Origin of the sequence: Saccharopolyspora soli (assembly GCF_022678645.1) — a bacterium.
GTDB lineage: Bacteria > Actinomycetota > Actinomycetes > Mycobacteriales > Pseudonocardiaceae > Saccharopolyspora > Saccharopolyspora soli.
In genome coordinates this window covers 1-21,998 of the sequence record NZ_JALBWV010000053.1, presented here as the reverse complement: position 1 = coordinate 21,998, position 21,998 = coordinate 1, and the positions used below count along the sequence as shown (strand labels likewise).

The following is a 21,998-nucleotide window of genomic DNA, read 5'->3' as shown; positions in this document are numbered from 1 at the left end:
CCATGTTACGAGCCGAACGGTGCCACTGGAAAGGCTCGATCAGCCGCGCACGCGCGAGGCGTCGGCACCGAGGAGCGCGGCCAGCGCCGGATGTACTCGGCCGGGATCGATCGTCATGATCAGGTACTTCCCGACACCGCCCACAACGAACGGGTCCTGAGCAACGATCTTCTCGATCCCCGCCCGGTCAACGCCCCGAGCCAGGACCGCACCTCCGAGCTCCGAAGGAATCGTCTGCCCCGAGAGCACGAACGTGCCGTCGCCGTGGTGCTGCTCCAGAAACTCGACGTGGGCCGCGACGAACGGCGCTGCCTCCTGCTCAGAGGCCTTGTACCGCAACAACAACAGATGCAGTATGCCGTCCCTCGCGATCCTCGACACCAGCACGCACATCCTGGCACCCACCAACTTCCCCCACCGCGGATGCGGAGCAAGGGGAACCTTCCTGTCACCAATCGCCCCGGCAACGCGAGCAAGGGAACCTTCCTGTCACTGCCACAGCAGTGGCGCCGCAGCAAGGGAACCTTCCTGTCATCCGGCGCTTGGGTGTGAGGAAGGGAACCTTCCTGTCACCTTCGGCCCTCACAGCGGCGGGGTAGTTACGGTGGGTACATGGCTGATCATGTGCAGGTTGTGACGACCACCGACTCCGAGCAGTCCGCCGCCGAGTTGGCCCGCGGCGTCGTCGAGGCTCGGTTGGGGGCGTGCGTGCAGGTCGTGCCGATCCGCAGCTTCTACGTGTGGGAGGGCGCTGCGCAGGACGACGCCGAATGGCAGCTGCAGATCAAGACCTCGGCGGCGCGGCTGGCTGCGCTGGTCGAGCACCTCAAGGCCAACCACGGCTACGACGTACCGGAGATCATCGCTACCCCGATCGTCGGCGGTAACCCCGCGTACCTGTCCTGGGTCGACGACCAGACCCGTCCGTAGCCGACCGACATCGGTGTGACCGGCGACACCCGGCACACTCGCAGAGGAGTGCCGCTGCAACGGAAGTGGGTTTGACGTGCCGCGTACGTATGCCGGTTGGTTCCGGTTGGTGGCGATCGCCGAGGCGTTCTCGTGGGCCGGTCTGCTGGTGGCGATGGCGTTCAAGTACGGCCTCCAGCAGCCGCTCGGCGTGACGATCATGGGCTGGATCCACGGGCTGGTCTTCACCGCCTACGTGGTGACCAGCCTGGTCGTGTTCAGCCCGCTGCGCTGGCGGTTCCGGGTGCTGGTGCTGGCGTTGGTCGCGTCGATCCCGCCGTTGGCGTCGGTGTGGTTCGAGCGCTGGGCGAACCGGCGCGGCCTGCTGGTCGCATCCGACTCGGACGAGCCGACGTTCTGGGGGCGCGTCCGATATGTGCTGCGCGAGTTGAACTGACCGGTTCATTTGGTCAGAAATCGCCAGCCGCGTGCCGCACCTTGCCCAGCAGTTCGGTCAGCTGTTGGGTCTGCCGCTCGGTGATGCCGCGCAGCCCGAAATCGATCTCGGTTACCGACTCGGTCGCCTTCTTCATCAGGTCGCGGCCGTCGTCGGTGATCTCCACCAGGGTGGTGCGGCGGTCCGTGGGGTGCGGCACCCGCCGCACCAAGCCGTCCTGTTCCAGTCGGTCGACGATGTTGGTGACGCTGGTCGGGTGCAGCTGGAGCCGGTCGCCCATGACGCGCATCGGGAGGCTGCCGCGCCGCGAGAAGGTCAGCAGCACCAGCGCCTCGTACCGGGCGAACGTCAGGTTGTGGGGTCGCAGCGCGTTGTCGACCGCGGACTGCAGGATCTGCTGGACCCGCATCACGCTCGTCACCGCGGCCATTGTCGTGGACGGGCCTACCCGGTCGGCCCAGATCTCGGCCGCGCGAGCGATGGGATCGAAGGGCAGTGGACTACGGGCGCTCATGGTGTTCGACGCTAGCAGCGGTTACCCGGCCTGTTGATGGCTGTGGTGCTGCGGCGGGTGAAATCAGCGACAGTGGTGCCGTGCCGAGCATGATCGCATCGTCCGGCGGACGAAGTCGGACTGGAAGGTAGGGAGCAGACGTGCTGGTGGCGTTCAGCGTGGCCCCGAGCGGGGCCGGGATCAGCGACAGTGTCAGCGAAGCGGTGGCGGCCGCGGTGAAGGTGGTCCGGGAGTCCGGCCTGCCGCACGAGACGACCTCGATGTTCACCACCATCGAAGGCGACTGGGACGAGGTGATGGACGTGGTGAAACGCGCCACCGAGGCGGTGTCGGCGCACGCCCCGCGCACCAGCCTGGTGCTCAAGGCCGACATCCGACCCGGTCACACCGACCAACTGCACGAGAAGGTGAGCCGGGTGGAGGAGCACCTGCGGGAGACCTCCTGACGGGTGACCGGCGCTGCGGGCTCGCGAATGCGGCAAAAGGGGTGGCTTCGACATCGAAGCCACCCCTTGTCCACCGGTATGCCGTCAGCTGTCGGCCTTCGGGTGGTCCACGATCGGCGCGTTGACGCAATCGTTGGCCTGCGGCGACAGGATCGGCACGACGATGCCGATCAAGGCGCCGACGTTGTTGCCGCACAGCTGGACCGGAACGGCGCTGACGTTGTTGTCGTCGAGCGCGTTGATGCCGTCGTTGTCGGCGCTGTCCGCGAATGCGGCGGTGCCGAGGGTCATAACGCCGAGAGCGGCGGCACCGGCGACACCGGCAACACGGGTTGCAATACGCACTGTTCTGTACCTCTCGTCGAACTACTGGCTGAAGGTCCTCCAACTGGAGACCCCGCAGACCCGTGAGAAAACAACCGTCCCTCGCGGGCTCTGTTCTTCCTTCGGTGATCAAGGCCGCCGAACATGAGAGGTTGACCCGCGACGCCACCTGTTCGAGTGGCATGGGTTCATTGCTTCGAATTGATCTAGGGACGCCTCGGCATGTCGCTCTTGGCGGTCCGGCGCCAATGGCCGCGAAACATCCGACGCCCTGCCCGCACCCGGCTGCCGGGACGTGTCAGGATGGAGGTGTGACGAGGCCGGATCCACGCCAGAACGCAGCAGCGATGTCCGCCGCGATGGCGGGCGCAGTCGACCTGTCGGCCCTGAAGAGTCGGGCCGAGGCCACCGCTCGGGCAGCCAACCAGGCAACCGCCAACGGCGACGGCGGTGCGGGGTCCACGACCGCGCCGATCGTGGAGGTCACCGAGGCCACCTTCCAGGCCGAGGTGGTCGAGAAGTCCATGCAGGTGCCCGTGGTCATCGACCTGTGGGCGACCTGGTGCGGACCGTGCAAGCAGCTTTCGCCGGTGCTCGAACGCCTCGCCGGGGAGGCCAATGGCGCCTGGGTGTTGGCCAAGATCGACGTCGACGCGAACCCGCGGATCGCGCAGCTGTTCCAGGTGCAGTCGGTGCCCACGGTGATCGCGGTCGCTGGCGGGCAGCCGGTGGACGCCTTCGCGGGCGCGCAACCGGAACCGCAGATCCGGCAGTGGATCGACTCGCTGCTCAATGCCCTGCGTGACCAGCTGCCCGGAATCCGGGCTGCCGAACAGGGCACCGAGCCGGTCGAGGAGCCCGAGGACCCGCGGTTCACTGCTGCCGAGGAGGCGTTGGAGCGCGGCGACTACGCCGCTGCCGAGGCCGCCTACCAGAAGATCCTCGACAGCGAGCCGAACAACGAGCAGGCGAAGGCCGCGCTCGCGCAGGTCCGCTTCACCGCGCGTGCCGAGCAGGCCGACCCAGCCGCGATCGAACGGGCCGACGCGGCACCGGAGGACGTCGACGCGCAACTCGCTGCCGCCGATGCCGAGGTGGCCATCGGCCGCGTCGAGGCGGGTTTCGACCGGCTGGTTCGCGCGATCAAGCGCACCTCGGGGGACGAGCGGGACCGAGTTCGACGGCACTTGATCGAGATGTTCGAGGTCTTTCCCGACGGTGACGAGCGGGTCGTCGCGGCCCGCAGGGCGCTGGCGAGCGCTCTGTTCTGAGCGCCAGAACTGCCGATTTCGTGCGAAATCGGCATGTGCTCCCCACGGAAAGCGGCGATTCCGCGCGAAATCGCCTTACCGCGCCCGCACAGTCGGATGGCGTGCGGGCGTTTCGCGGAAAAGCTCAGAGCTAGTCGAGCAGCCGCTCGCGCAAGGCCGTCAGGTCCGCTTCGGAAAGGCCGCCGGAGCGCAGGTACGCCGCCATGTCGCGCGATGTCACGACTTCGTGGATGACTTGGTGTGCGGTGGTGCCGTGCTCGGCGATGAGCCGGTCGATGGCCGGGGTGTCGTCGCCCAGATCCAGCCGGGCGCACAGTTCGGCGCGGCGAAGGTGGCTCACGTGGTCATCGGCGATGTCCGCCAGGCTGACGCCCACCACGCGGCAGTGCCGACCAGCCTGCTTCCGCGAGAGCTGCGGGGTCATCGGAGCGGATCATCGCGCCCCAGCGGGTTTTCCGGTCTGCGCTGAGTCGAAGACCACCGCGATCGCGTGTGTTGAGACAACCGTCCCAAGCAAGAACGCGTTCGACTGTCATGGTCGTGGGACGCTTCGGTTTGCTCAGGCGGGTAAAGCAGAACTGCGGTGCCGCCTGGTTGTGAGACGACACCGCAGCGCGGTCAACTCACCCGCCGTACTTGTTGGTGCACGGGGCGAATCCCTCCTGGACGCCGACCCGGAAGGCCTCCACCCGGGCGAACCCGACGGGTACCTGGTCGCCGTTGACGTTCGCCGCGATCAGGCTGTCCTCGCCGAGCAGCGCGGACACTCCCTCGTCGATGTCCTCCGGCACGATGCGCAGATTGCCGACCGGGTTGCGCTGCCCGATCGGGTCCTCGACGAGCAGTCCGCTCCACGAACCGACCATGCAGGCGGTGCGCAGGCCAGCGGCTTCGTCGTCCAGCGGCAGGCCAGCGGCCTTTTGCACGGACAGCGCGTATCGGGACGCGACTTGGGCGTAGGCGGCGAAATCGCCGTAGCCGGTGGAACTGGCGTCCTTGCTGGGTGGGTTGGCGATCTTCTGCAACTCCGCGAGGTTCAGCGAGACGGTGTTGGTGTCCGCGCAGTAGGAAGCCGGTGAGGTGGGCTGCTGGCGGCCGCACGGCTTCGGCTCCGTGACGATCTTCGGCGGCTCGGCGCCGGTGTCGCGGAAGACCGCGCGCAGGCTCTGCTCCACCGCGTCGAGACTCTTCCTGTCGATCGGCAGATCGGTGTCCTGCTGGGCCTTCCAGGACTTGAACAGCGTGGTGCGCTGCTCGACGTCCTTGAGGTCCATCGTGGCGCACCGCTGCGGCCCCTCGCTGAAGCCGTACTGGAACGCCGTGACCCGGTCGAACGCGCTGCCGTGCGCGTTGTTGCCGCCGTAGTCGGAGGCTCCCGGAGAGTCGCGGATGAAGTTCAGCACGCCCATGACCTGGTTCAGGCCCTGGCCGGTGGAAACCTGGAAGTATTCGGAGGAACCCTCGGCGACGTGCCGGAAATACGCGCCGGTGAAGCAGTCGGCCTGCTGCTCCAGCACGATCACCTGGTCGTTCGCGCCCACCGTGCCAGCGCGGTGCTGCACGGCGTGCCCCATCTCATGCGCGAGGACCGTCACCACGGCCATCGGCCCGAAACTGTTGTTGAGCTGCGGAAGCAACGTGCCGCGATCCCAGGCGATGAAGTCTTCCGGCGGGCAGTAGAAGGCGTTGACCACGCCTGCGGTGTTCGAGCCGCACAACTGGATGCCGGGGCCCGCCGAGTCGTAGGAGACCAGGCGCTTGACCGGATCGAACTGCTTGCCGGGGAATGCCTTCGGGAAGGCCTCCGTCCAGTACGCCTCGACGTCCGCGACCGCGTTGCGCGCGAGCTTGTCCATCGCGCCGTTGTCCGTGCCTTCCACCGGCAGGGGCGAATCCGGTGCGCCGTCCTTCGGGCCGCTGGGACCGTTGGTGGCGGGCAGTCCCGCCACATCGGTGGTCGAATAGCCGCCGATCGTCGTGGGGGTGCCGCTGACCGCCTGCGAACATCCGCCGATCAGGGCGGCGCACGCGAGCACGGAGACCGCGGTGCCGAGGGTCCGCTTCCGCCGTCGGTTTCTCGTCGATACCGGTACCACTGACGCGCCCCATCCTGCTGAAGGTGCTGAAGTCCTCCTGCCACCGAACGCGCTTGAGCCGCTCGATGCCCGAAACAGCCTATCGGTTCGCTGATCAGCCTCACGGGCGATCTCGACCGATGCCCGCACCACCGGTGACAGGAAGGTTCCCTTGCTCGAACCGGGGGTGGTGTGGTGACAGGAAGGTTCCCTTCCTCGCATCCACGGCGACCGAGCGTTGGGCCTGCGGCCTGGTGCGCCCGGTGGGTAGCCGGTGACAGGAAGGTTCCCTTGCACCAGTCCGGTGGCTGATGAGTGACAGGAAGGTTCCCTTGCTTCTGGCGGTTGGGAGTTGGAGCGGGGCTGGTGTTGCGGATGCGGGGACTCCAGCGCGGTCCGGTGGTGCTGTTCACACACCGAGCACACCGCCGACGTGACCAGCAGTGCGCGACGGCGCCGCTCCGGGGGCGGGGCCGCGGGCGAACTGATCAGCCGCAGGCCGGTGTTCCGCCGAGAGCTCCGTTTCGGAAGGCGGCGATCCGGTCGAAACCGGTCAGCCAGTTGTTGCCGTGCGCGTTGCGGGAGATGCCGTCGGATTCGAGCACGATCTCGACAGCCTCGTCGAGATCGCCCGGTGACAGCGCGGGTTGCGCGGCGGTGTAGGCACCGGTGAGACACGTGATCTGCGCACCGGTGGCCGGTCGGCCGAGTTCGGTGAGCGCGGCCAGCGCGTACCGCGAGGCGAGCAGGGTGGTGACGGCTTGGTCGCCGATGCTGCCGTGCGGTTCGGCGAGCGCTGCGCGGTCGACGGCAACCGTTGGGGGCGGTGCGCAGAACGCCACTGGCCCGGTCGGTTCGGGACAGCCGACCGCATCGCGGCGCACCGGAGCCGTCCACCGCCCGCCGCGCTGCGTGACGAAATCCTCGAAGTAGTCGGACATACCGTCGGCACGCAGGACGTCGTCCAGCGGCATGTTCGGGTCGTCGGGCGTTGGCGCGGCCAGCGAGGTTTCCGTCACGTCCGCGCACTGTCGCGGGCCGTCGAGAAACCCGGTCTGGAAAGCCGAGGTGCGGTCGAAGGCCGTGCCGTGCGCGTCGGTGTTGGTGGTGCTGACCGGGTCGCGGAAGACGGTGATCGCCCGCATGGCGCTGTCCAGTTGTTCGGCGTTGATGCGCAGGTGTTCGGAACGGCCGTCGACGACCCAGCGGATGAACGCCCCCGAGTAGCAGTCGGCCATCGCTTCCAGGCGGATCGAGTGTTCTTCCGCACTGACGTCCATTCCAGCGCGCTGTTGCACCGCGTGGCCGAACTCGTGCGCGAGCACCACAGCGACCGATGCGTCGCCGTAGTGCTCCCGCAATACCGGTAGCAGCGCTGCGCGATCCCAAGCGATGGCATCGACAGTTCCGCAGTAGTACGCGTTGCCTTCGACTTCGTTGACATCGACCGCACAAGGTGGCGGGGCCCCGTTGCCGTTGGTGTCGACCGAGAAGAATCCGCCGTCAAGATCCCGCCAAGGCGCACCGAACACTGCCGGGTACTGCGCCGCCCAGTACTTCTGCACGTCGGTGACGACCGTAGCCGCGAGCCGGTCGGTGTCGCCGTGGTCGGTGCCATGCACGAACGACGGGTCGACGCTGTGTTCAGCCACCTGGGGCGGTTCGGGCGGTGCCGGGGCGCACCCGCCGATGATCAGCACGACCACCATCGCGACCAGTCCAAGCACACGCACGTCGCCCAGCTTCCCATCGGTGGGCCGGTCGGCGGCGCTGGCACGTCCGCACACGCCGGATCGGTCCGAGATATGGTCCGCTGCTGTGAGAGCCGTCCACCGTTTCACCGTGCGCGCCCATCTGCCCGAGCCGCTGAGCGCGCTCGGCACGCTGGCGACCAACCTCCGCTGGACCTGGCACCCGCCGACCCAGGACCTGTTCGCGGCGGTCGACCCGCGCGTGTGGTCGACGGTGAGCGGGGATCCGCTGCGGCTGCTCGCCGAGGTGCCCGCGCAACGGTTGCGGCAACTCGCCGCCGATCCGGACTTCCTGGCTCGGACCAGGGCTGTCGACGACGACCTGCGCCGGTATCTGACCATGCCGCGCTGGTACCAGCAGCGGCAGGACGAAGGCGCCGAGTTGCCCACGTCGATCGCCTACTTCTCGATGGAGTTCGGGCTCACCGAAGCCCTGCCGAACTACTCCGGCGGCCTCGGGGTGCTGGCCGGGGATCACTTGAAATCGGCCTCCGACCTGGGCTTGCCGATGATCGGAGTCGGGCTGCTGTACCGGTCGGGGTACTTCCGGCAGGCGCTGTCCACCGAGGGCTGGCAGGTCGAGCACTACCCGGTGCTGGATCCGCGTGGGCTGCCGTTGGAGATGCTGACCGGGCCGTCCGGGCGGCCGATCCTGGTGCGGGTCGCGATGCCCGCCGGGCGCACCCTGCACGCCCGGATCTGGAAGGCGCAGGTCGGCCGGGTTCCGCTGCTGCTGCTGGACAGCGACCTGCCGGAGAACGACGACGACCTGCGCAGCACCACCGACCGGCTCTACGGCGGCGACGGGGAGCACCGGATCCGCCAGGAGATCCTGGCCGGGATCGGCGGCATGCGCGCGGTTCGCGCCTACTGCGAGCTGACGGGCCACCCGCAGCCCGAGGTGTTCCACACCAACGAGGGCCACGCCGGTTTCCTTGGCCTGGAGCGGGCCCGAGAACTGCAGGACGATCCGGGACTGCAGTTCGACCAGGCGGTGGCCGCGGTGCGGGCCGGGACCGTGTTCACCACGCACACCCCGGTCCCGGCCGGGATCGACCGCTTCCCGGTGGATCTGGTGCGGCACTACTTCGGCGACGGTTCCGGACAGGCCCTGCTGCCGGGGATTCCCACGGACCGGGTGCTCGCGCTCGGGGCCGAGGACAACCCGGGGATGTTCAACATGGCGCACATGGGACTGCGGCTCGCGCAGCGCGCCAACGGTGTTTCCGAGCTGCACGGCAACGTCATCCGAAAGATGTTCCGCAACCTGTGGCCGGGTTTCGGCACCGAGGAGATCCCGATCCGCTCGGTCACCAACGGGGTGCACGGGCCCACCTGGTCGGCGCGGGAACTCGGCAAACTGCTCGGCGAGTCCGAAATGGACAGCGGAGCCGGACTGCGCGGCATGGAACCGGTCAGCGACTCGCTGTTGTGGGAGCTGCGCTGTTCGCTGCGGCAGCGGTTGGTCGAGGAGGTGCGCCGCAGGCTGCGGACCGCGTGGTTGCAGCGCGGCGCGTCTGATCTGGAACTCGGTTGGTGCGACTCGGTCTTCGACCCGGACGTGCTCACCATCGGATTCGCCCGCCGGGTCCCCACCTACAAGCGCGCGACGCTGATGCTGCGCGATACCGACCGGTTGCGGGAGCTGCTGCTCGACGCCGATCGTCCGGTGCAGATCGTGGTCGCCGGGAAGTCGCATCCGGCCGACGAGGGCGGCAAGGCGATGATCCAGAAGATCGTCCGGTTCGCCGACCAGGCCCATGTGCGGCATCGCATCGCGTTCCTACCGGACTACGACATGTCGCTGGCCAGGTACCTGGTGTCCGGTTGCGACGTGTGGCTGAACAACCCGGTGCGCCCGTTGGAGGCGTGCGGGACCTCGGGGATGAAGGCGGCGCTCAACGGCGGCCTGAACCTGTCGGTGCGGGACGGCTGGTGGGACGAGATGTTCGACGGCCACAACGGCTGGGCGATCCCCAACGCGGACGGGGTCAGCGACCCGAACCGGCGCGACGACCTGGAAGCCGCGGCGCTGTACGAGCTGATCTCCGAGCACGTCGCCCCGATGTTCTACCAGCGCAACACCGACGGGGTGCCGGGCAAGTGGATGTCGATGGTGCGGCACACTCTGGCCACCCTGGGCCCGCGCGTGCAGGCGTCGCGGATGGTGCGCGAATACGTCGACAACCACTACACACCGGCTGCGCGGTCGGTGCGGGCTGTCGCCGCGGACGGCTATCGCGGTGCGCGGGAGATCGCCGACTACCGCGCCCGCCTGCAGGCAGCGTGGACCTGGGTGCGGATCAGCGACACGGAGATGTCCGTCGCGGACGGCACTCCGCTGCTCGGCGGGCAGGTCGCGGTGCGGGCGCGGGTCGACCTGGCCGGGCTCGATCCGTCCGATGTGGACGTCGAGGTAGTGGTGGGGCGCGTAGACGATTCCGATGTGCTGCACGACTTCGTCACGGCATCCATGCACCCGGTGGAAGGTGACCGCTACGAGGCAGAGGTGACCCTCCCGCACGCCGGACCGGCCGGTTACACGGTCCGAGTCCTGCCGAGGCACCCACTGCTGTCCGGCCCGGCCGAACTGGGCAAAGTCGTCCTGGCGAGCTGACCGGCGAGCTTCGGCGCCGCGGCGAAGTGTCGGGCGGAAGACTCAAGTCCGTGGTGCCGGTGCGGTTTTCCCTGCGATCACCGCAGTGAGCGCGGCGCCACCGTCGAGCAGAGCTCTGGAGCGGGCGTCGATGCTCGCGTCTCGGGCGGCCAATGCGGTCATCACCTCTTCCCATCGCGAGCCGCGCAGCTGCGGCAGCAAGGCTTTGAGCGGGGCGATGCGGTAACCAGCCATTCGCAGCTGGTGGATGATGCGGGCGTCTCGGACCTGATCAGGTGAGTACCGTCGCGGTCCTCGTGCGGAGTCCCGGCCGGGCACGACGAGCCCTTCCGCGTCCCAGTGCCGCAAGGTCGACGGGCGCACGTCGAGCGCGGTGGCGAGCTCGGAGATGCTCATCGAGTCCGAAGGGCGTACGTCGTCGATGGGCTCCGCGGCGATGGCCTCGGCGGCTTCCCTGGCCAGTTTCAGCTCCCGACGCTCTGCGTCGAGTCGGGCGTGTGCGGCGTCCAAGAGGGCGAGGACGTCCGATGTCGGGTGTCCGTGCGCGGCGCGCAGGATCCGCTTGGCCTCGACCGGACCCGTGCCAGCTGCGAGAGCTCGATAGGCCAGCGCGGCGTGCAAGTGCGGCTCGGCGAAGATCCGGTAACCCGCCGGTGTGCGCGCTGCTGGCGGCAGCACGCCGTCTCGTTCGAGGTTGCGCACCTGCTGGACGGAGTACCCGGCCCGCCGTGCGATGTCGACGGCGCGCATTCCAGCCGACTTGCGACTTCTCACCCCGCTACCTCGACTCTTCCTGCCAAAGTCTCCACAAGCACTTCAATGAAACACTAGAACACATGGACGTTGGCGAGATCATCAAGTTCCTCGACGGCCTCGGTGGGGTCCTGACCCTCAGGCCAGCACCCGGCGACGGTTCGCCCGAGATCAGTTGGGGCGACGCGTTCTTCTACTACGCGCCCGACGGTGTCGTTCCGAAGACCCAACCGTTCGCGACGATCGTGACGAAGGACTATCCCGACGACGAGGGATCAAGGCTGAACCGGCCGGACACCTTCCGCCTGAACTTCTTCGCCGGGAAAGAAGCCTTCGTCAGCTGGACCGGCCACGAGCCGCGCCAACCAACGCGTGACGTCGACCCGAGCGTGACCGACACCGTGATCGCACACCCGCTCTACGGCAAGCTGGGCTGGCTCGCCGTCGTCAACCCGGGCACGCGAACAGAGCCAGCGATCCGCGAACTGCTTCGCACGGCCCACCACCTCGCACGCACCCGCCGCGAACGACGTGCGGATCGACAGCGCGCCGACTGACCGAAAACCGCCAAGCCACGCGCAGTCCTGTGCGGGAGCCAACTCCCCGTTGCGCATCGACGGTCGGCGACGGCTGGTTGAGCGATGCAAGACCCGCCCGGAGATGTCCATCTCGGCTGCCACATGGCCAATTGGGCGTGTCCGGGAGCGTTCCACGAGCCGCTTCCTGCCTTCAGGCGTCAGCGGGGCATTCTTGTGCACGGTCGTCGCGGGTCCCGCCTGTCGGGGTCGGTGTGACGCTTCGACGTTCAGGCGCCAGCGCTTTCACGGCAGTGGCTGGCCGCGCCAACGCGGTGAGCACGAGCGCGACCGCGGTCGCGGCGGCGCCGACGATCAGACAGGTGATGAACCCCTTACCGAGGTCATGTGTTGTCCCGAGGAGGGGGCCGAAGGTGGCGACGCCGATAGCAGCACCGACCTGGCGGGAGGTGTTGAACACGGCGGACGCCGCACCGTGCAGCGCGGGTTCGACGGCGGCGATGGACTGCGCGGTCATCGTCGACACCAGCATGCCCGAAGCGAGCCCGGCCGGTACCAGCGCGACAACCAGGGGCCACAGCACGGATGCGGTGCTGGCCCACGCCACCGCGAGAAATGTGAGGGCAAGGACCGTCTGACCGATCCCGAGGACTGCGCGACGGCCGACGCGTTGCCCGAACGGTGCTGCGCAAAGGCTGCCGACCGAGATGAGTCCGGTCAGGGGAAGGAATAACAGCCCACTGGTCAACGCGCTGAGTCCGCGGCCTTGCTGGAGCAGCAGGCTCATCGCGAACAGCAGCCCGTAGAACGCGAAGTTGAACAGCGCCCCTTGCGCAGCGGTACTCACGAACCTGCGGTCCGAATAGATCCCCACCGGGAGCAGCGGTGCCTGCACTGATCGTTCCGCCACCACGAAGCCGACGGCCCCTGCGATGGCCAGTCCGACTGCGGTGAGGGCCGCGGGACTGTTCCAGCCCTGGGCCGGGGCTTCGATGAGCGCGAACACCAGGCCGCCGATCAACACGGTCGCGGTGCCCATGCCAGTGATGTCGAGGCGACGATCCCGACGTGGCACGGACGGCATCGAGCGGAGACTCCAGACGATGGCCGGGATGCCGATCACCACGTTGACCGCGAACACAGCCCGCCAGTCCGCGAGCGAGACCAGCGCTCCGCCGAGCAGCGGCCCAGCAGCCATCCCCACGCCCCCGGCCGCGGCCCACCAACCCACCAGCCGATGCCGAGCCTGGTCGTCACGAGCGGTCGCCGTCGCCAAAACCAGCGCGCTGGGCAGCAGAAGTGCCGAGCCAACTCCTTGAACCAGCCGTGCGAGGTTGAGGACCAGCATCGACCCAGCCATCGCACAGACCGCCGAGGATGCGGTGAACACGAGCAGACCGGTGACGAAGACTCGCTTTGCTCCGAGGGTGTCCGTGATCGCGCCGCCGCCCAGCATCACAGCAGCGAAGGAGAGCGTGTAGGCGTTGATGGCCCATTCCAGTTCCGGCCGCGATGCCTGCAGGTGCGAAGTGAGTTGCGCAAGCGTGAGGTTCACGATCGTGCCGTCGACGAAGACCATGAAGGCCGCGATCAGCCCGAGCGCTACGACAGCCCGCCGGTGTTCGATAACCATGGAACAACCCTAAGCAGGGTTTCGATGATTGTCGAACACGCGCTAGGCTCGGAGCTGGGAGGTAATCATGACGTCGTCCACGCCGCAGACCCCTGCTCGACTCGAAGTGACCAGCGTCCTGCGCGCACTCGCGGACCCTGTGCGCCTGGACCTCGTCCGTCAGCTCAGCCAGTCGGACACGGCGATCGCATGCGGCCGGTTCGACACCTCGGTAGCCAAGAACACGCTCAGTCACCACTTCAAGATCCTCCGCGAAGCGGGCATCATCACCACCCACCGCGAAGGCGGCAAATCCCTCAACGTGCTCCGGGAAGACGAACTCGACGCCGCCTTCCCGGGCCTGCTGAAAGCGGTCCTCCCCGAGACAGAGCGCTAGAAATGCTCCGTTCCACTCGGCGTCCAGGTCTATCCCTGAGAGAGCGCACAGCTCGTCTTGCGTGGCGGTGCGGGTAGCGGAACCTCAGAGGCTTTCTCGACTCCGGGATCCCCGACATCGTGTATGCCGATACACCACGTCGGGGCTGTCCTCGCGGGGAGAACCCGAGAGGGGTGGGCCACCGTGAACCCGCGGCGGTGCAAGTGTCGTAGGTGGGCTAAGCGGCTTCGCCGCTTGCGACGGCTCGGGCACGGGGCCAGTTGAGCGTCGCGGCGGCGGTCTACCTCCGAAAGCGGCTGCCGCCGCTTGTTTGACGACCGCCCACGCCACGCCCAATCCGCGCACCCTCTGAGTCGACGTCCACTGTGGGTGTTTATGTCCATAGTGGATTATTCGGGTCCTGTTGTGTCGTTGCGGCAGTCTTTGCGGGGCTGTTGATCGGGACCCGCCTGGGCGGTGTCGCCAAGCGGTTTCGGGTCCTCGTGCTATCTCCGATGGCCGCGCGCAGGGAGCCGCAGCTTGCTCCGGCAAGTGCGCGCGGGTTGGTCAGGCGTTGGTTCTGGCCAGCGGGGTGTCCGCGCTGCTTGGGGTTCGGTGTTGGAGGTAGCCCGCGCACATCGCCGCGACGAGTCCTGCCGCGGCGAGTGCGGCGCCGACCCAGGCCACCGACGCGAAACCGAACCCGGCGCTGATCGCCACGCCGCCCAGCATCGGCGCGAGCGTGTTGCCGACGTTGAACGCCGCCGTGTTGGCTGCGCCGACCAGAGTTGGAGCCCCCGGCGCGAGCGCGAACACCCGAGACTGCAGGGCGGGGTTGGTGACGTATCCGGCCACGCCGAGGAAGAAAACCAGCGCGACCGTGACGAGCGCGCTGTGAGCGGCCACGGCGAGTGCCGCGGAGGCGAGCGCTAGGACGCCGAGCCCCACGGTGAGACTGCGGATCGGGTGCGACTGCGCGGCGCGTCCGCCGATCGTCATACCGGTCAGCCCGCCGACGCCGAACAGCGCCAGCACCGCGGGAACCCACTGCTCGGGCAATCCGCTCACGTCGGTCAACACCGAGGCGAGGTAGCTGAAGGTGACGATGACGGCACCGAAGGCGAACGCCGTGATCACGTACGAGAGCCACAGCTGCGGCCGGGCCATCGCGAGCAATTCGGCCCGGACCGTGGTCTTCTCGTCCCGCGTTCCCGCATCCTCGCGGATGGCCAACAGGGAACAGACCAAGCTCACCAGGGTCAGCGCGGCAACGGACCAGAACACCGCCCGCCAGCCGGAGAACTGGCTGAGCACGGTGCCCGCTGGTACGCCCACGATGGTGGCGAGGGTGAGTCCGCTCGCGACGATGGCGACCGCCCGGGTCCTCGCCGCTGGCGCGAGGCTCACCGCGGCGGCGACCGCGACACCCCAGAAACCGGCATACGCGAGGGCGCTCACGATGCGGGTCGCGAAAAGCAGTCCGTATCCGGGGGTCAGCGCGCCCACCACGTGCGCGCCGATGAACACCGCCTGCAACGCGACCAGCGCTCTCCGGCGCGGCCAGCTCAGGGTCGCGATGGCCAGCAGCGGAGCGCCGACCACCATGCCGATGGCGAACGCGGAGATCAGCAGGCCCGCGTCGGGGATGGACACGCCCAGGTCGGCAGCCATGCCGGGGAGCAGGCCCGAGAGCATGAACTCCGAAGTTCCCTGGGTGAAGATGCCCAGGCCGAGGACGTAGACGGCAAGGGGCATGGACGGCCCTCCAGTCGCTGGCGGTCACTACCGAACCGACGCTAGCAGCGTTTTGAAGCGAACGATTCAAAATGTGACGCAGGTTTCGATGCGATCGCTTCAAAACGACTAGAATGGGGTCATGGCCAGGCCGAGGAAGTTCGACGACGCCCGCGTGATCGACGCGGCGATGGACGTGTTCTGGCGCCGCGGCTACGAGGCAACCTCCACCCGAGACCTCAGCGTCCACACGGAACTGGGGCCGTCGAGCCTCTACAACGCGTTCGGCGACAAGCGGCAGCTGTACCTGAAAGCCCTGCGCCAGTACTACGAGACCGGCACCGTCGAACAGATCGAGATCCTGCGCGGTGCTGGGCCGGTCAAGGACCGATTGCGGCAACTGCTGGCCACTGCGATCGACATCGACCTCTCCGGCACCCAACGGCCGGGATGCTTCGCCATCAACGCGGCCATCGAGCGCGCCACGTCAGATCCCGACGTCAAGCGGGAGGTGCGCCGGAACTTCGCCGCCGTGGAGGAAGCACTGCGCGAAACCCTCGCGCAGGGGCAGCGTTCCGGCGAGGTCGATCCGACGCGCGACGTGGAAACGCTGGCCCGCCAAGTGCTCAGCACGTACTACGGCCTGCGGGTCCTGGCACGGGTCCAGGACGACCGGCAGGCGCTCTTGGACGTGGTGGAGAACCTGCTCGACGGACTGGAGCGGAATTCCTGAGCTGCCCCGGCTCCTGCCGGAGCATGGGCGGTTTCGCGCGAAACCGGCGCCTCCCGTACGGAGCCGTTGGCGATTTCGCGCGAAACCGCCAACGGGCCCGCCGCACCGAGAGCGGATCAGCGTTCGGGGCGACGGCCGAAGTGCACGGTCTTCGCGGTCAGCACGAACAAGTCCGCGCGTTGGTCGACACTCGCCGGGTCCGCCGGATCGAGCAACCGGTCCAGCGTCGCCACGTCTCCCGCGTCCAAGTGCTCGCCGAGCCCCGCGCGGTACCGCGCCAACGTCTGCCGCACCCACTCCCGCAACCCGTCGGACAGCGGTGCGGGATGGTCCACGAGGAAGGTCTTGCTGCGCGCCTCGGCGAGTCCAGCAGTGCGCAGCATGCCGGGCCAGTCCTCGACCACCGACACCGAACAAGGCAGCTCGGCGCGCATCTGGTTGAACCGGTCCGCCAGCACCGCATCCAGCCGGGCCTGCAGTCCGGGACGTCCGAAGCCCAGATCACCCGGCAGCCAGCGAGTCGGTAGACCACCCTCGACGATGGCCAGCACGCCGCCGGGCTCAAGCAACTCGGCCAGCTGGTCCAGCGCGCCCTGCTGGTCGCCGACGTGGTGCACGGCCTGCCCGGACCACACCAGATCCGCTGGCCCCAGGTCGGCGAGTCCCGCCGGGAACTCGGCCAACTGGGTCCGCAACCGGACGCCGAGCCGTTCGGCGCGTTGTTCGGCGCGGGCCAGCAGCTCCGGTGTGCCGTCCACCGCGGTGACCTCGGCCTGCGGGAAAACCGCCGCCAACCGGCAGGCCGCCACCCCAGGACCGCTGCCGATGTCCAGAACCCGGCGCGGGCGCAGGTGGTCCAGTTCCTCCAACGCCTGGCGCACGTAGGGGCTGTGCGCTTCGCCCTCGAACTCCAGCATGTCGGCCATCGCGGCCCAGTCGAAGTCGTTCATCCCACCCGCTCCAGCAGCTCTTCCTCGATCAGATCCATGTTCACCGCGACCGCCGCCTTCGCCCCGGCCGCGGCTGCGGTCACCACCTGGGCCGCGAAATCCGCCACGTTGCCGACCGCCCACAACCCCGGCACGCTGGTCCGTCCGCTCGGATCCACCCGAACCCAGCCGTCGTCATCCCGTTCGCAGCCCAAACCAGTGAGCAACGCGTCATTGGCTGCGGGCCGAGCGGGCACGAACAGCGCGGATCGCGCCACGACGGTTCCGTCGGCCAGCCGCACGCCCCGCAATTCGTCGTCCTCGACCACCAGGCCGCTGACCTCGCCGTCCACGATCCGCACGCCGCGCGCGGTCAGCTTGGCGCGACCTGTTTCGTCGAGCGCCTCGGCGAAGAACACCACGTCGTCCGACCACTGCCGGACCAACAACGCCTGGTGCACTGCGCCGGGCTGCCAACCGAGCACGCCGAGCGGCTGGTCCCGGATCTCCCACCCGTGGCAATACGGGCAGTGCAGCACGTCCCGCGCCCAGCGTTCGCGCAGACCAGGCACATCGGGCAGTTCGTCGCGCAGGCCGGTTGCCACGACCACCCGACGGGCCCGCACCGTGCGGTCGGCCAGCTCGACTTCGAAGCCGCTGCCGTCGCGCCGAACCGCGCGCACTTCGCCCGCGGCAACCCGCCCGCCGTAGCGCTCGACCTCCGCCCGGCCAGCAGCCAGCAGCTCCGCTGGTGGCGTGCCATCCCGCGAGATGAACCCGTGCACCTGCTGCGCGACCGCGTTCCGGGGTTCGCCCGAGTCGACCACCAGCACCCGGCGGCGAGCCCTGGACAGGATGAGCGCGGCGCTCAGCCCGCCAGCGCCACCCCCGATGACGAGTACGTCTTCCATGTTGAACACCTCCTGGCACCGACCATGCGCTCGAGCCGGTCGGGTTGACAAATCTTGTTGCTGTTTCTGCAATTGGGGAATGGAAGACGTCCTCGCCGCTGTTGGACCTCGGCTCAAGCGGATCCGCCAGCAGCGCAAATGCACTCTCGCGGCGCTGTCGGAGACCACCGGGATCTCGGTCAGCACGTTGTCCCGGCTGGAATCCGGCCTGCGGAGGCCGAGCCTGGAGCTGCTGCTGCCGATCGCGCACGCCCACCAGGTGCCCTTGGACGAACTGGTCGGCGCGCCGCCGGTCGGCGATCCGCGGGTGCGGTTGAAGCCGGTCAAGCACCGGGACATGACGGTGGTGGCGCTGACCCAGCAACCCGGCGGACTGCAGGCGTTCAAGATGGTCATGGGCACCGCTCGCAGCAAACCCGATCCACGCACGCACGAGGGCTACGAGTGGCTGTACGTGCTGAGCGGGAAGCTGCGGCTGGTGCTCGCGGAGCACGACGTCGTGCTCAAGGTGGGGGAGGCCGCCGAGTTCGACACCCGGCTGCCGCACTGGTTCGGCAGCACTGGCGAGGAGCCGGTCGAGATCCTCAGCCTGTTCGGACCGCAGGGTGAACGCATGCACGTCCGCGCGAAACCCCGCGCCAGTTCGTGAGTGCGAGCATTGGTGTTGGTGCGACGGCGAAAACTGACCAACAACGCGGGATTCCGGCTGGCCTAGCTGGTTGCGGCGTACAGTTTGGTTGTGCCCAGCAATGCCGAAGCCACCAAGGACCGGATCTTCCAGGCTGCGGTCGCCGAGTTCGCCGCCCACGGCATCGCTGGCGCGCGCGTCGACCGGATCGCCAAGCAGGCGCGGGCGAACAAGCAGCTGATCTACGCCTACTTCGGCAGCAAGGACGCGCTGTTCTCGGCAGTGCTGGAACGAACGATGGACGAGTTGGCCGTCAAGGTGCCGATCGAGGGCGACGACCTGCCGGGTTACGTCGACCGGCTCGCCGCGTACCACGTCGCGAACCCGCACGCGTTGCGGCTGTTGCTGTGGGAGTCCTTGGAACGCGGCGACTCCGGCGTTGTGCCCCAGTCCGACCGCAGCACGCGCTACCAGGAGGAGACCGCCGACATCCGCCGTGCCCAGGAGAGCGGCAAGGTCACCGACGAGATCGATCCGGGGATGCTCGCACTGCTGTCGAACGGAATGATCAGCTGGCCGCTGGCGGTGCCGCAGCTGCGCCGCATGATGTTCGGCGACGCGAAGCCGGAGGACCTGCGGACCACGGCCCGCAAAGCCGTCGAGCGCCTGACCGAGCTCCGCTGATCCCCGGCGCGGCCAGCGCCGGAAGGGCGCCGTGGTGGCTGGGGCTTTGGGATCTGGCGGGTCGACGGCGTTCTGGAAGTGGCCGACTTCGTTGCTGGACCTGCGATCGGGAGGGGTTTCGCTCCTTCGGCGAGAACGCGAACTTCGTCCACGCCAAGGCGCCACGATCCCGCGAGAAGTCAGCAGGGTCTGCGCCGGTGCGGCGACGATCTCATCCAATGTGGAGTGGATTTCGAGATCCAGTGACTCCCACACCCAGTCGAACTCGTTCGACTGCTGTCCGGGGGTGGAAACTTCGTCGCGGTCGAATTTTCGACGTAGGCGCGTTCAGGGCGTAGGCGCAACGTGCGGTTTGCTGCAGCACCTGTTGCTGCTCGGGGGCGCCGCAGCACATATGGGCTGAGTGGACTGCTGTCGTGGGGATCTTGGGGCTCAGGCGGGAAGTGCAGGGGCCGTCCAGGTGCTCACCGACGAGGAATTCCCGGAGATCGGTAGGGCTGAGTTCAGCCCTACCAGCCCGTGCGCGTCCACGGGTCCTCTGCTGATCGCCGCCCTGCAGGCCCAGAGCCGGTCACTTTCGCCAGAACAGGTGGTGGGTCACGCCGCTCGGGCTGGGCACGACGTCGAGGTGGAACCGGTCGAGCAGCTCATCGGGTGACTCCCAGAGTCGCGACCCGGATCCGAGCTCCACCTGCGAGACCGCCACGTGCATGGTGTCGACGAGGTCGGCGTCGAGGAACTGGCGGATGGTGGTAGCTCCGCCGCCGAGCCGGACGTCCTTGCCCTGCGCCGCGTCCCGCGCCTGATCGAGGACTGTGGCCGGATCGCCGTCGACGAAGTGGAACGTGGTGTCGGAGAGGGTGAACGAAGGACGCTCGTGGTGGGTCAGCACGAATACCGGCGTGCGGAACGGTGGCTCGTCGCCCCACCAGCCGAGCCAGTCGTGGTCCTGCCAGGGGCCGCGTTGCGGGCCGAACTTGTTGCGGCCCATGATCTCGGCGCCGATGTTGCGGTCGTAGTCGCGCGTCAGGTAGTCGTCGAGGCCGCGGCTTCCGCCGGGGTCGGTGCGCATGGGCCAGCTCGCCGTGGCGCCAGCCCACGCGAACATGTCACCAGGGTCTGCGTGGCCGAACGGCCTTTCGAGGCTCTGGTTTTCACCGGCACCGAATCCGTCCCGCGAGACGTTGAAGTTCTGGACTCTCAGCAGCTGTTCCACGCGGTTCCTCCTGCGCTCTTGATGACGGTAAGACCGCCTTGACGATGGTTGGACCGCGCGGGCCGGGCAAACTCATCGGCAGGACTGGCCAATCAGTGGAGACACCGATCACACCGAGAGATTCACCGCGATCTCGGTGAGCCGCCGCGAGGACACCAACAGCGGAACGCCGGGGAGAAGCCAGAAGCTCAGACTCCGGCTCGGAAGGTGCGGCGGTAGGCCAGCGGCGAGACTCCGATGGCGGCGTGCAGGTGTTGGCGCAGCGACGCGGCGGTGGCGAAGCCGACCTGGGTGGCGATCTGGTCGATCGACAGGTCGGTGGATTCGAGCAGGTGGCGGGCCCTGGCGACGCGTCGCTGGATGAGCCACCGGCCGGGGCTGACGCCCACCTCGTCGCGGAACCGGCGGGCGAACGTGCGGCCGCTCATCCGCGCGTGCTCAGCGAGATCGGTCAACGTCAGCGGCAGGTGGAGGTTCGCGGTGGCCCAATCGCGGGTCGGCGCGGTGCCGAGTTCCGACGGTTCCGGAAGCGGCTGCTCGATGTACTGCGCTTGACCGCCGTCCCGCCACGGAGGCACGACGCACCTGCGCGCCACCTGGTTGGCCACCTCGCTGCCGTGGTCGGTACGCACGATGTGCAAGCACACGTCGACACCCGAGGCCGCGCCAGCGGAAGTGAGCACGTCACCGTCGTCGACGAAGAGGACGTCCGGATCCAACCGCACATCGGGGAACAGTTGCCGGAACGGTTCGACCAGGCACCAGTGCGTGGTTGCCGGGCGGCCGTCGAGCAGTCCGGTCGCCGCCAGGATGAAGGCACCCGTGCAGATCGACACGATGCGCGTGCCAGGCCGGATCAGCGCCAGGGCATCGGCGACCGGCTGCGGGAGCTCAGCGGTGATCCGGTTCACGTCGTACGGCGGGATCACCACGGTGTCGGCGGTGCGCAACACTTCCGGGCCGTGCTCGGCGACGATCGCGAAGTCGGCGTCGCTGCGCACCGACCGCCCGTCGACAGTGCAGGTGAGCACCTCGTAGCGATCCCCGGCGCTGCCGAAAACCCGCCTGGGAATGCCGAGTTCGAACGGGTACACGCCGTCCAGCGCCAGTACGACCACCCGATGCATGGCGTGATTCTATCGAATGTTGGCAATCATGCCATTTCGCTGATCGCTGCGAGGCGGCAAGCTGGAGGCATGAGTAGCCCTGTGTCAACCTCGGTCCTCCGCTCAACCGCACCTCAGGGGACTGTGACGCAAGCCAGCTACAAGAAACCACGCAACGGGAGATTCGGGCTGCACGCAACCACCACTGTGAATCGCGGAGAGGCGGAATTGGAGGCGGACCAGCTATGAGTAGCCCTGTGTCAACCTCAGTCCTCCTCAACCGCACCTCAGGGGACTGTGACGCAAGCCAGCCACGAGAAACCACGCAACGGGAGAATTGGGCTGCACGCAACCACCACTGTGAATCGCGGAGAGGCGGAATTGGAGGCGGACCAGCTATGAGTAGCCCTGTGTCA

General features: G+C 68.1%; 24 protein-coding genes. 10 read left to right on the top strand and 14 right to left on the bottom strand.

Annotated elements, in window-relative coordinates:
* Positions 1–39: 39 nt before the first annotated feature.
* Positions 40–393 (bottom strand): YciI family protein, encoded by a 354-nt coding sequence (locus MOQ72_RS31965; RefSeq protein WP_242189479.1) that lies wholly within the window; start codon positions 391–393, stop codon positions 40–42.
* A gap of 219 nt (positions 394–612) precedes the next feature.
* Between MOQ72_RS31965 and cutA the strand changes: the two genes are divergently transcribed.
* On the top strand, positions 613–930 hold the full coding sequence (gene cutA / locus MOQ72_RS31960; RefSeq protein ID WP_242189478.1) for a divalent-cation tolerance protein CutA: 318 nt from the start codon (positions 613–615) through the stop codon (positions 928–930).
* Positions 931–1,006: 76 nt separating this feature from the next.
* Positions 1,007–1,366 (top strand): DUF3817 domain-containing protein, encoded by a 360-nt coding sequence (locus MOQ72_RS31955; protein WP_242189477.1) that lies wholly within the window; start codon positions 1,007–1,009, stop codon positions 1,364–1,366.
* A 13-nt stretch (positions 1,367–1,379) separates the two neighbouring features.
* Here the strand turns inward: MOQ72_RS31955 and MOQ72_RS31950 are convergent, their stop codons facing one another.
* The gene (locus tag MOQ72_RS31950; RefSeq protein ID WP_242189476.1) at positions 1,380–1,880 is read right to left on the bottom strand and encodes a MarR family winged helix-turn-helix transcriptional regulator; all 501 of its coding nucleotides are present in this window, start codon (positions 1,878–1,880) and stop codon (positions 1,380–1,382) included.
* 140 nt (positions 1,881–2,020) lie between these two features.
* Between MOQ72_RS31950 and MOQ72_RS31945 the strand changes: the two genes are divergently transcribed.
* Positions 2,021–2,326, top strand: a complete 306-nt coding sequence (locus MOQ72_RS31945; RefSeq protein WP_242189475.1) for an MTH1187 family thiamine-binding protein — start codon at positions 2,021–2,023, stop codon at positions 2,324–2,326.
* 84 nt (positions 2,327–2,410) lie between these two features.
* Here MOQ72_RS31945 and MOQ72_RS31940 read toward each other — a convergent pair whose 3' ends face one another.
* Positions 2,411–2,671, bottom strand: a complete 261-nt coding sequence (locus tag MOQ72_RS31940; protein WP_242189474.1) for a hypothetical protein — start codon at positions 2,669–2,671, stop codon at positions 2,411–2,413.
* A gap of 338 nt (positions 2,672–3,009) precedes the next feature.
* Between MOQ72_RS31940 and MOQ72_RS31935 the strand changes: the two genes are divergently transcribed.
* The gene (locus MOQ72_RS31935) at positions 3,010–3,921 is read left to right on the top strand and encodes a tetratricopeptide repeat protein (RefSeq protein ID WP_372495597.1); all 912 of its coding nucleotides are present in this window, start codon (positions 3,010–3,012) and stop codon (positions 3,919–3,921) included.
* A gap of 130 nt (positions 3,922–4,051) precedes the next feature.
* On the opposite strand, the gene MOQ72_RS31930 is transcribed toward MOQ72_RS31935, so the two are convergent.
* The 4 genes from MOQ72_RS31930 to MOQ72_RS31915 all read right to left on the bottom strand — a co-directional run bounded on the left by MOQ72_RS31930 (position 4,052) and on the right by MOQ72_RS31915 (position 7,783).
* Positions 4,052–4,345 carry a protein-tyrosine phosphatase family protein gene (locus MOQ72_RS31930; RefSeq protein WP_242189523.1) on the bottom strand — a complete coding sequence of 98 codons (294 nt, stop codon included), beginning with the start codon at positions 4,343–4,345 and terminating at the stop codon, positions 4,052–4,054.
* A complete protein-coding gene (locus MOQ72_RS31925) occupies positions 4,266–4,457 on the bottom strand; it encodes a tyrosine-protein phosphatase (protein WP_242189473.1) in 192 nt (63 codons plus the stop codon). The genes MOQ72_RS31930 and MOQ72_RS31925 overlap by 80 nt, the downstream gene beginning before the upstream one ends.
* A gap of 87 nt (positions 4,458–4,544) precedes the next feature.
* Entirely contained in the window at positions 4,545–6,017 is a 1,473-nt protein-coding gene (locus MOQ72_RS31920) for a neutral zinc metallopeptidase (protein WP_242189472.1), read from the bottom strand.
* Positions 6,018–6,484: 467 nt separating this feature from the next.
* Positions 6,485–7,783, bottom strand: a complete 1,299-nt coding sequence (locus MOQ72_RS31915; protein ID WP_242189471.1) for a neutral zinc metallopeptidase — start codon at positions 7,781–7,783, stop codon at positions 6,485–6,487.
* 31 nt (positions 7,784–7,814) lie between these two features.
* Here MOQ72_RS31915 and glgP point away from each other — a divergent pair, with 31 nt between their 5' ends.
* The gene (gene glgP / locus MOQ72_RS31910; RefSeq protein WP_242189470.1) at positions 7,815–10,364 is read left to right on the top strand and encodes an alpha-glucan family phosphorylase; all 2,550 of its coding nucleotides are present in this window, start codon (positions 7,815–7,817) and stop codon (positions 10,362–10,364) included.
* A 42-nt stretch (positions 10,365–10,406) separates the two neighbouring features.
* Here the strand turns inward: glgP and MOQ72_RS31905 are convergent, their stop codons facing one another.
* The gene (locus MOQ72_RS31905; RefSeq protein WP_242189469.1) at positions 10,407–11,138 is read right to left on the bottom strand and encodes a MerR family transcriptional regulator; all 732 of its coding nucleotides are present in this window, start codon (positions 11,136–11,138) and stop codon (positions 10,407–10,409) included.
* 62 nt (positions 11,139–11,200) lie between these two features.
* On the opposite strand from MOQ72_RS31905, the gene MOQ72_RS31900 reads away from it, so the two are divergent.
* Positions 11,201–11,674 (top strand): DUF6194 family protein, encoded by a 474-nt coding sequence (locus MOQ72_RS31900; protein WP_242189468.1) that lies wholly within the window; start codon positions 11,201–11,203, stop codon positions 11,672–11,674.
* 172 nt (positions 11,675–11,846) lie between these two features.
* On the opposite strand, the gene MOQ72_RS31895 is transcribed toward MOQ72_RS31900, so the two are convergent.
* Positions 11,847–13,286 (bottom strand): MFS transporter, encoded by a 1,440-nt coding sequence (locus MOQ72_RS31895; RefSeq protein ID WP_242189467.1) that lies wholly within the window; start codon positions 13,284–13,286, stop codon positions 11,847–11,849.
* Between the two features lie 67 nt (positions 13,287–13,353).
* Here MOQ72_RS31895 and MOQ72_RS31890 point away from each other — a divergent pair, with 67 nt between their 5' ends.
* The gene (locus tag MOQ72_RS31890) at positions 13,354–13,662 is read left to right on the top strand and encodes an ArsR/SmtB family transcription factor (RefSeq protein WP_242189466.1); all 309 of its coding nucleotides are present in this window, start codon (positions 13,354–13,356) and stop codon (positions 13,660–13,662) included.
* Between the two features lie 546 nt (positions 13,663–14,208).
* Here the strand turns inward: MOQ72_RS31890 and MOQ72_RS31885 are convergent.
* Entirely contained in the window at positions 14,209–15,396 is a 1,188-nt protein-coding gene (locus MOQ72_RS31885; protein WP_242189465.1) for a Cmx/CmrA family chloramphenicol efflux MFS transporter, read from the bottom strand.
* Positions 15,397–15,517: 121 nt separating this feature from the next.
* Here MOQ72_RS31885 and MOQ72_RS31880 point away from each other — a divergent pair, with 121 nt between their 5' ends.
* Entirely contained in the window at positions 15,518–16,108 is a 591-nt protein-coding gene (locus MOQ72_RS31880) for a TetR/AcrR family transcriptional regulator (protein ID WP_242189464.1), read from the top strand.
* Between the two features lie 116 nt (positions 16,109–16,224).
* Here the strand turns inward: MOQ72_RS31880 and MOQ72_RS31875 are convergent, their stop codons facing one another.
* Positions 16,225–17,058, bottom strand: a complete 834-nt coding sequence (locus MOQ72_RS31875; RefSeq protein ID WP_242189463.1) for a class I SAM-dependent methyltransferase — start codon at positions 17,056–17,058, stop codon at positions 16,225–16,227.
* Positions 17,055–17,948 carry an NAD(P)/FAD-dependent oxidoreductase gene (locus MOQ72_RS31870; RefSeq protein ID WP_242189462.1) on the bottom strand — a complete coding sequence of 298 codons (894 nt, stop codon included), beginning with the start codon at positions 17,946–17,948 and terminating at the stop codon, positions 17,055–17,057. The genes MOQ72_RS31875 and MOQ72_RS31870 overlap by 4 nt, the downstream gene beginning before the upstream one ends.
* A 79-nt stretch (positions 17,949–18,027) precedes the next feature.
* On the opposite strand from MOQ72_RS31870, the gene MOQ72_RS31865 reads away from it, so the two are divergent.
* Both MOQ72_RS31865 and MOQ72_RS31860 read left to right on the top strand, forming a co-directional pair.
* A complete protein-coding gene (locus MOQ72_RS31865) occupies positions 18,028–18,597 on the top strand; it encodes a helix-turn-helix domain-containing protein (RefSeq protein WP_242189461.1) in 570 nt (189 codons plus the stop codon).
* 90 nt (positions 18,598–18,687) lie between these two features.
* A complete protein-coding gene (locus MOQ72_RS31860; RefSeq protein ID WP_242189460.1) occupies positions 18,688–19,260 on the top strand; it encodes a TetR/AcrR family transcriptional regulator in 573 nt (190 codons plus the stop codon).
* A 571-nt stretch (positions 19,261–19,831) separates the two neighbouring features.
* Here MOQ72_RS31860 and MOQ72_RS31855 read toward each other — a convergent pair.
* Positions 19,832–20,476: a dihydrofolate reductase family protein gene (locus tag MOQ72_RS31855; RefSeq protein WP_242189459.1), complete on the bottom strand. Its 645-nt coding sequence runs from the start codon at positions 20,474–20,476 to the stop codon at positions 19,832–19,834.
* 188 nt (positions 20,477–20,664) lie between these two features.
* Positions 20,665–21,603 (bottom strand): GlxA family transcriptional regulator, encoded by a 939-nt coding sequence (locus tag MOQ72_RS31850; protein WP_242189458.1) that lies wholly within the window; start codon positions 21,601–21,603, stop codon positions 20,665–20,667.
* Positions 21,604–21,998: the final 395 nt, after the last annotated feature.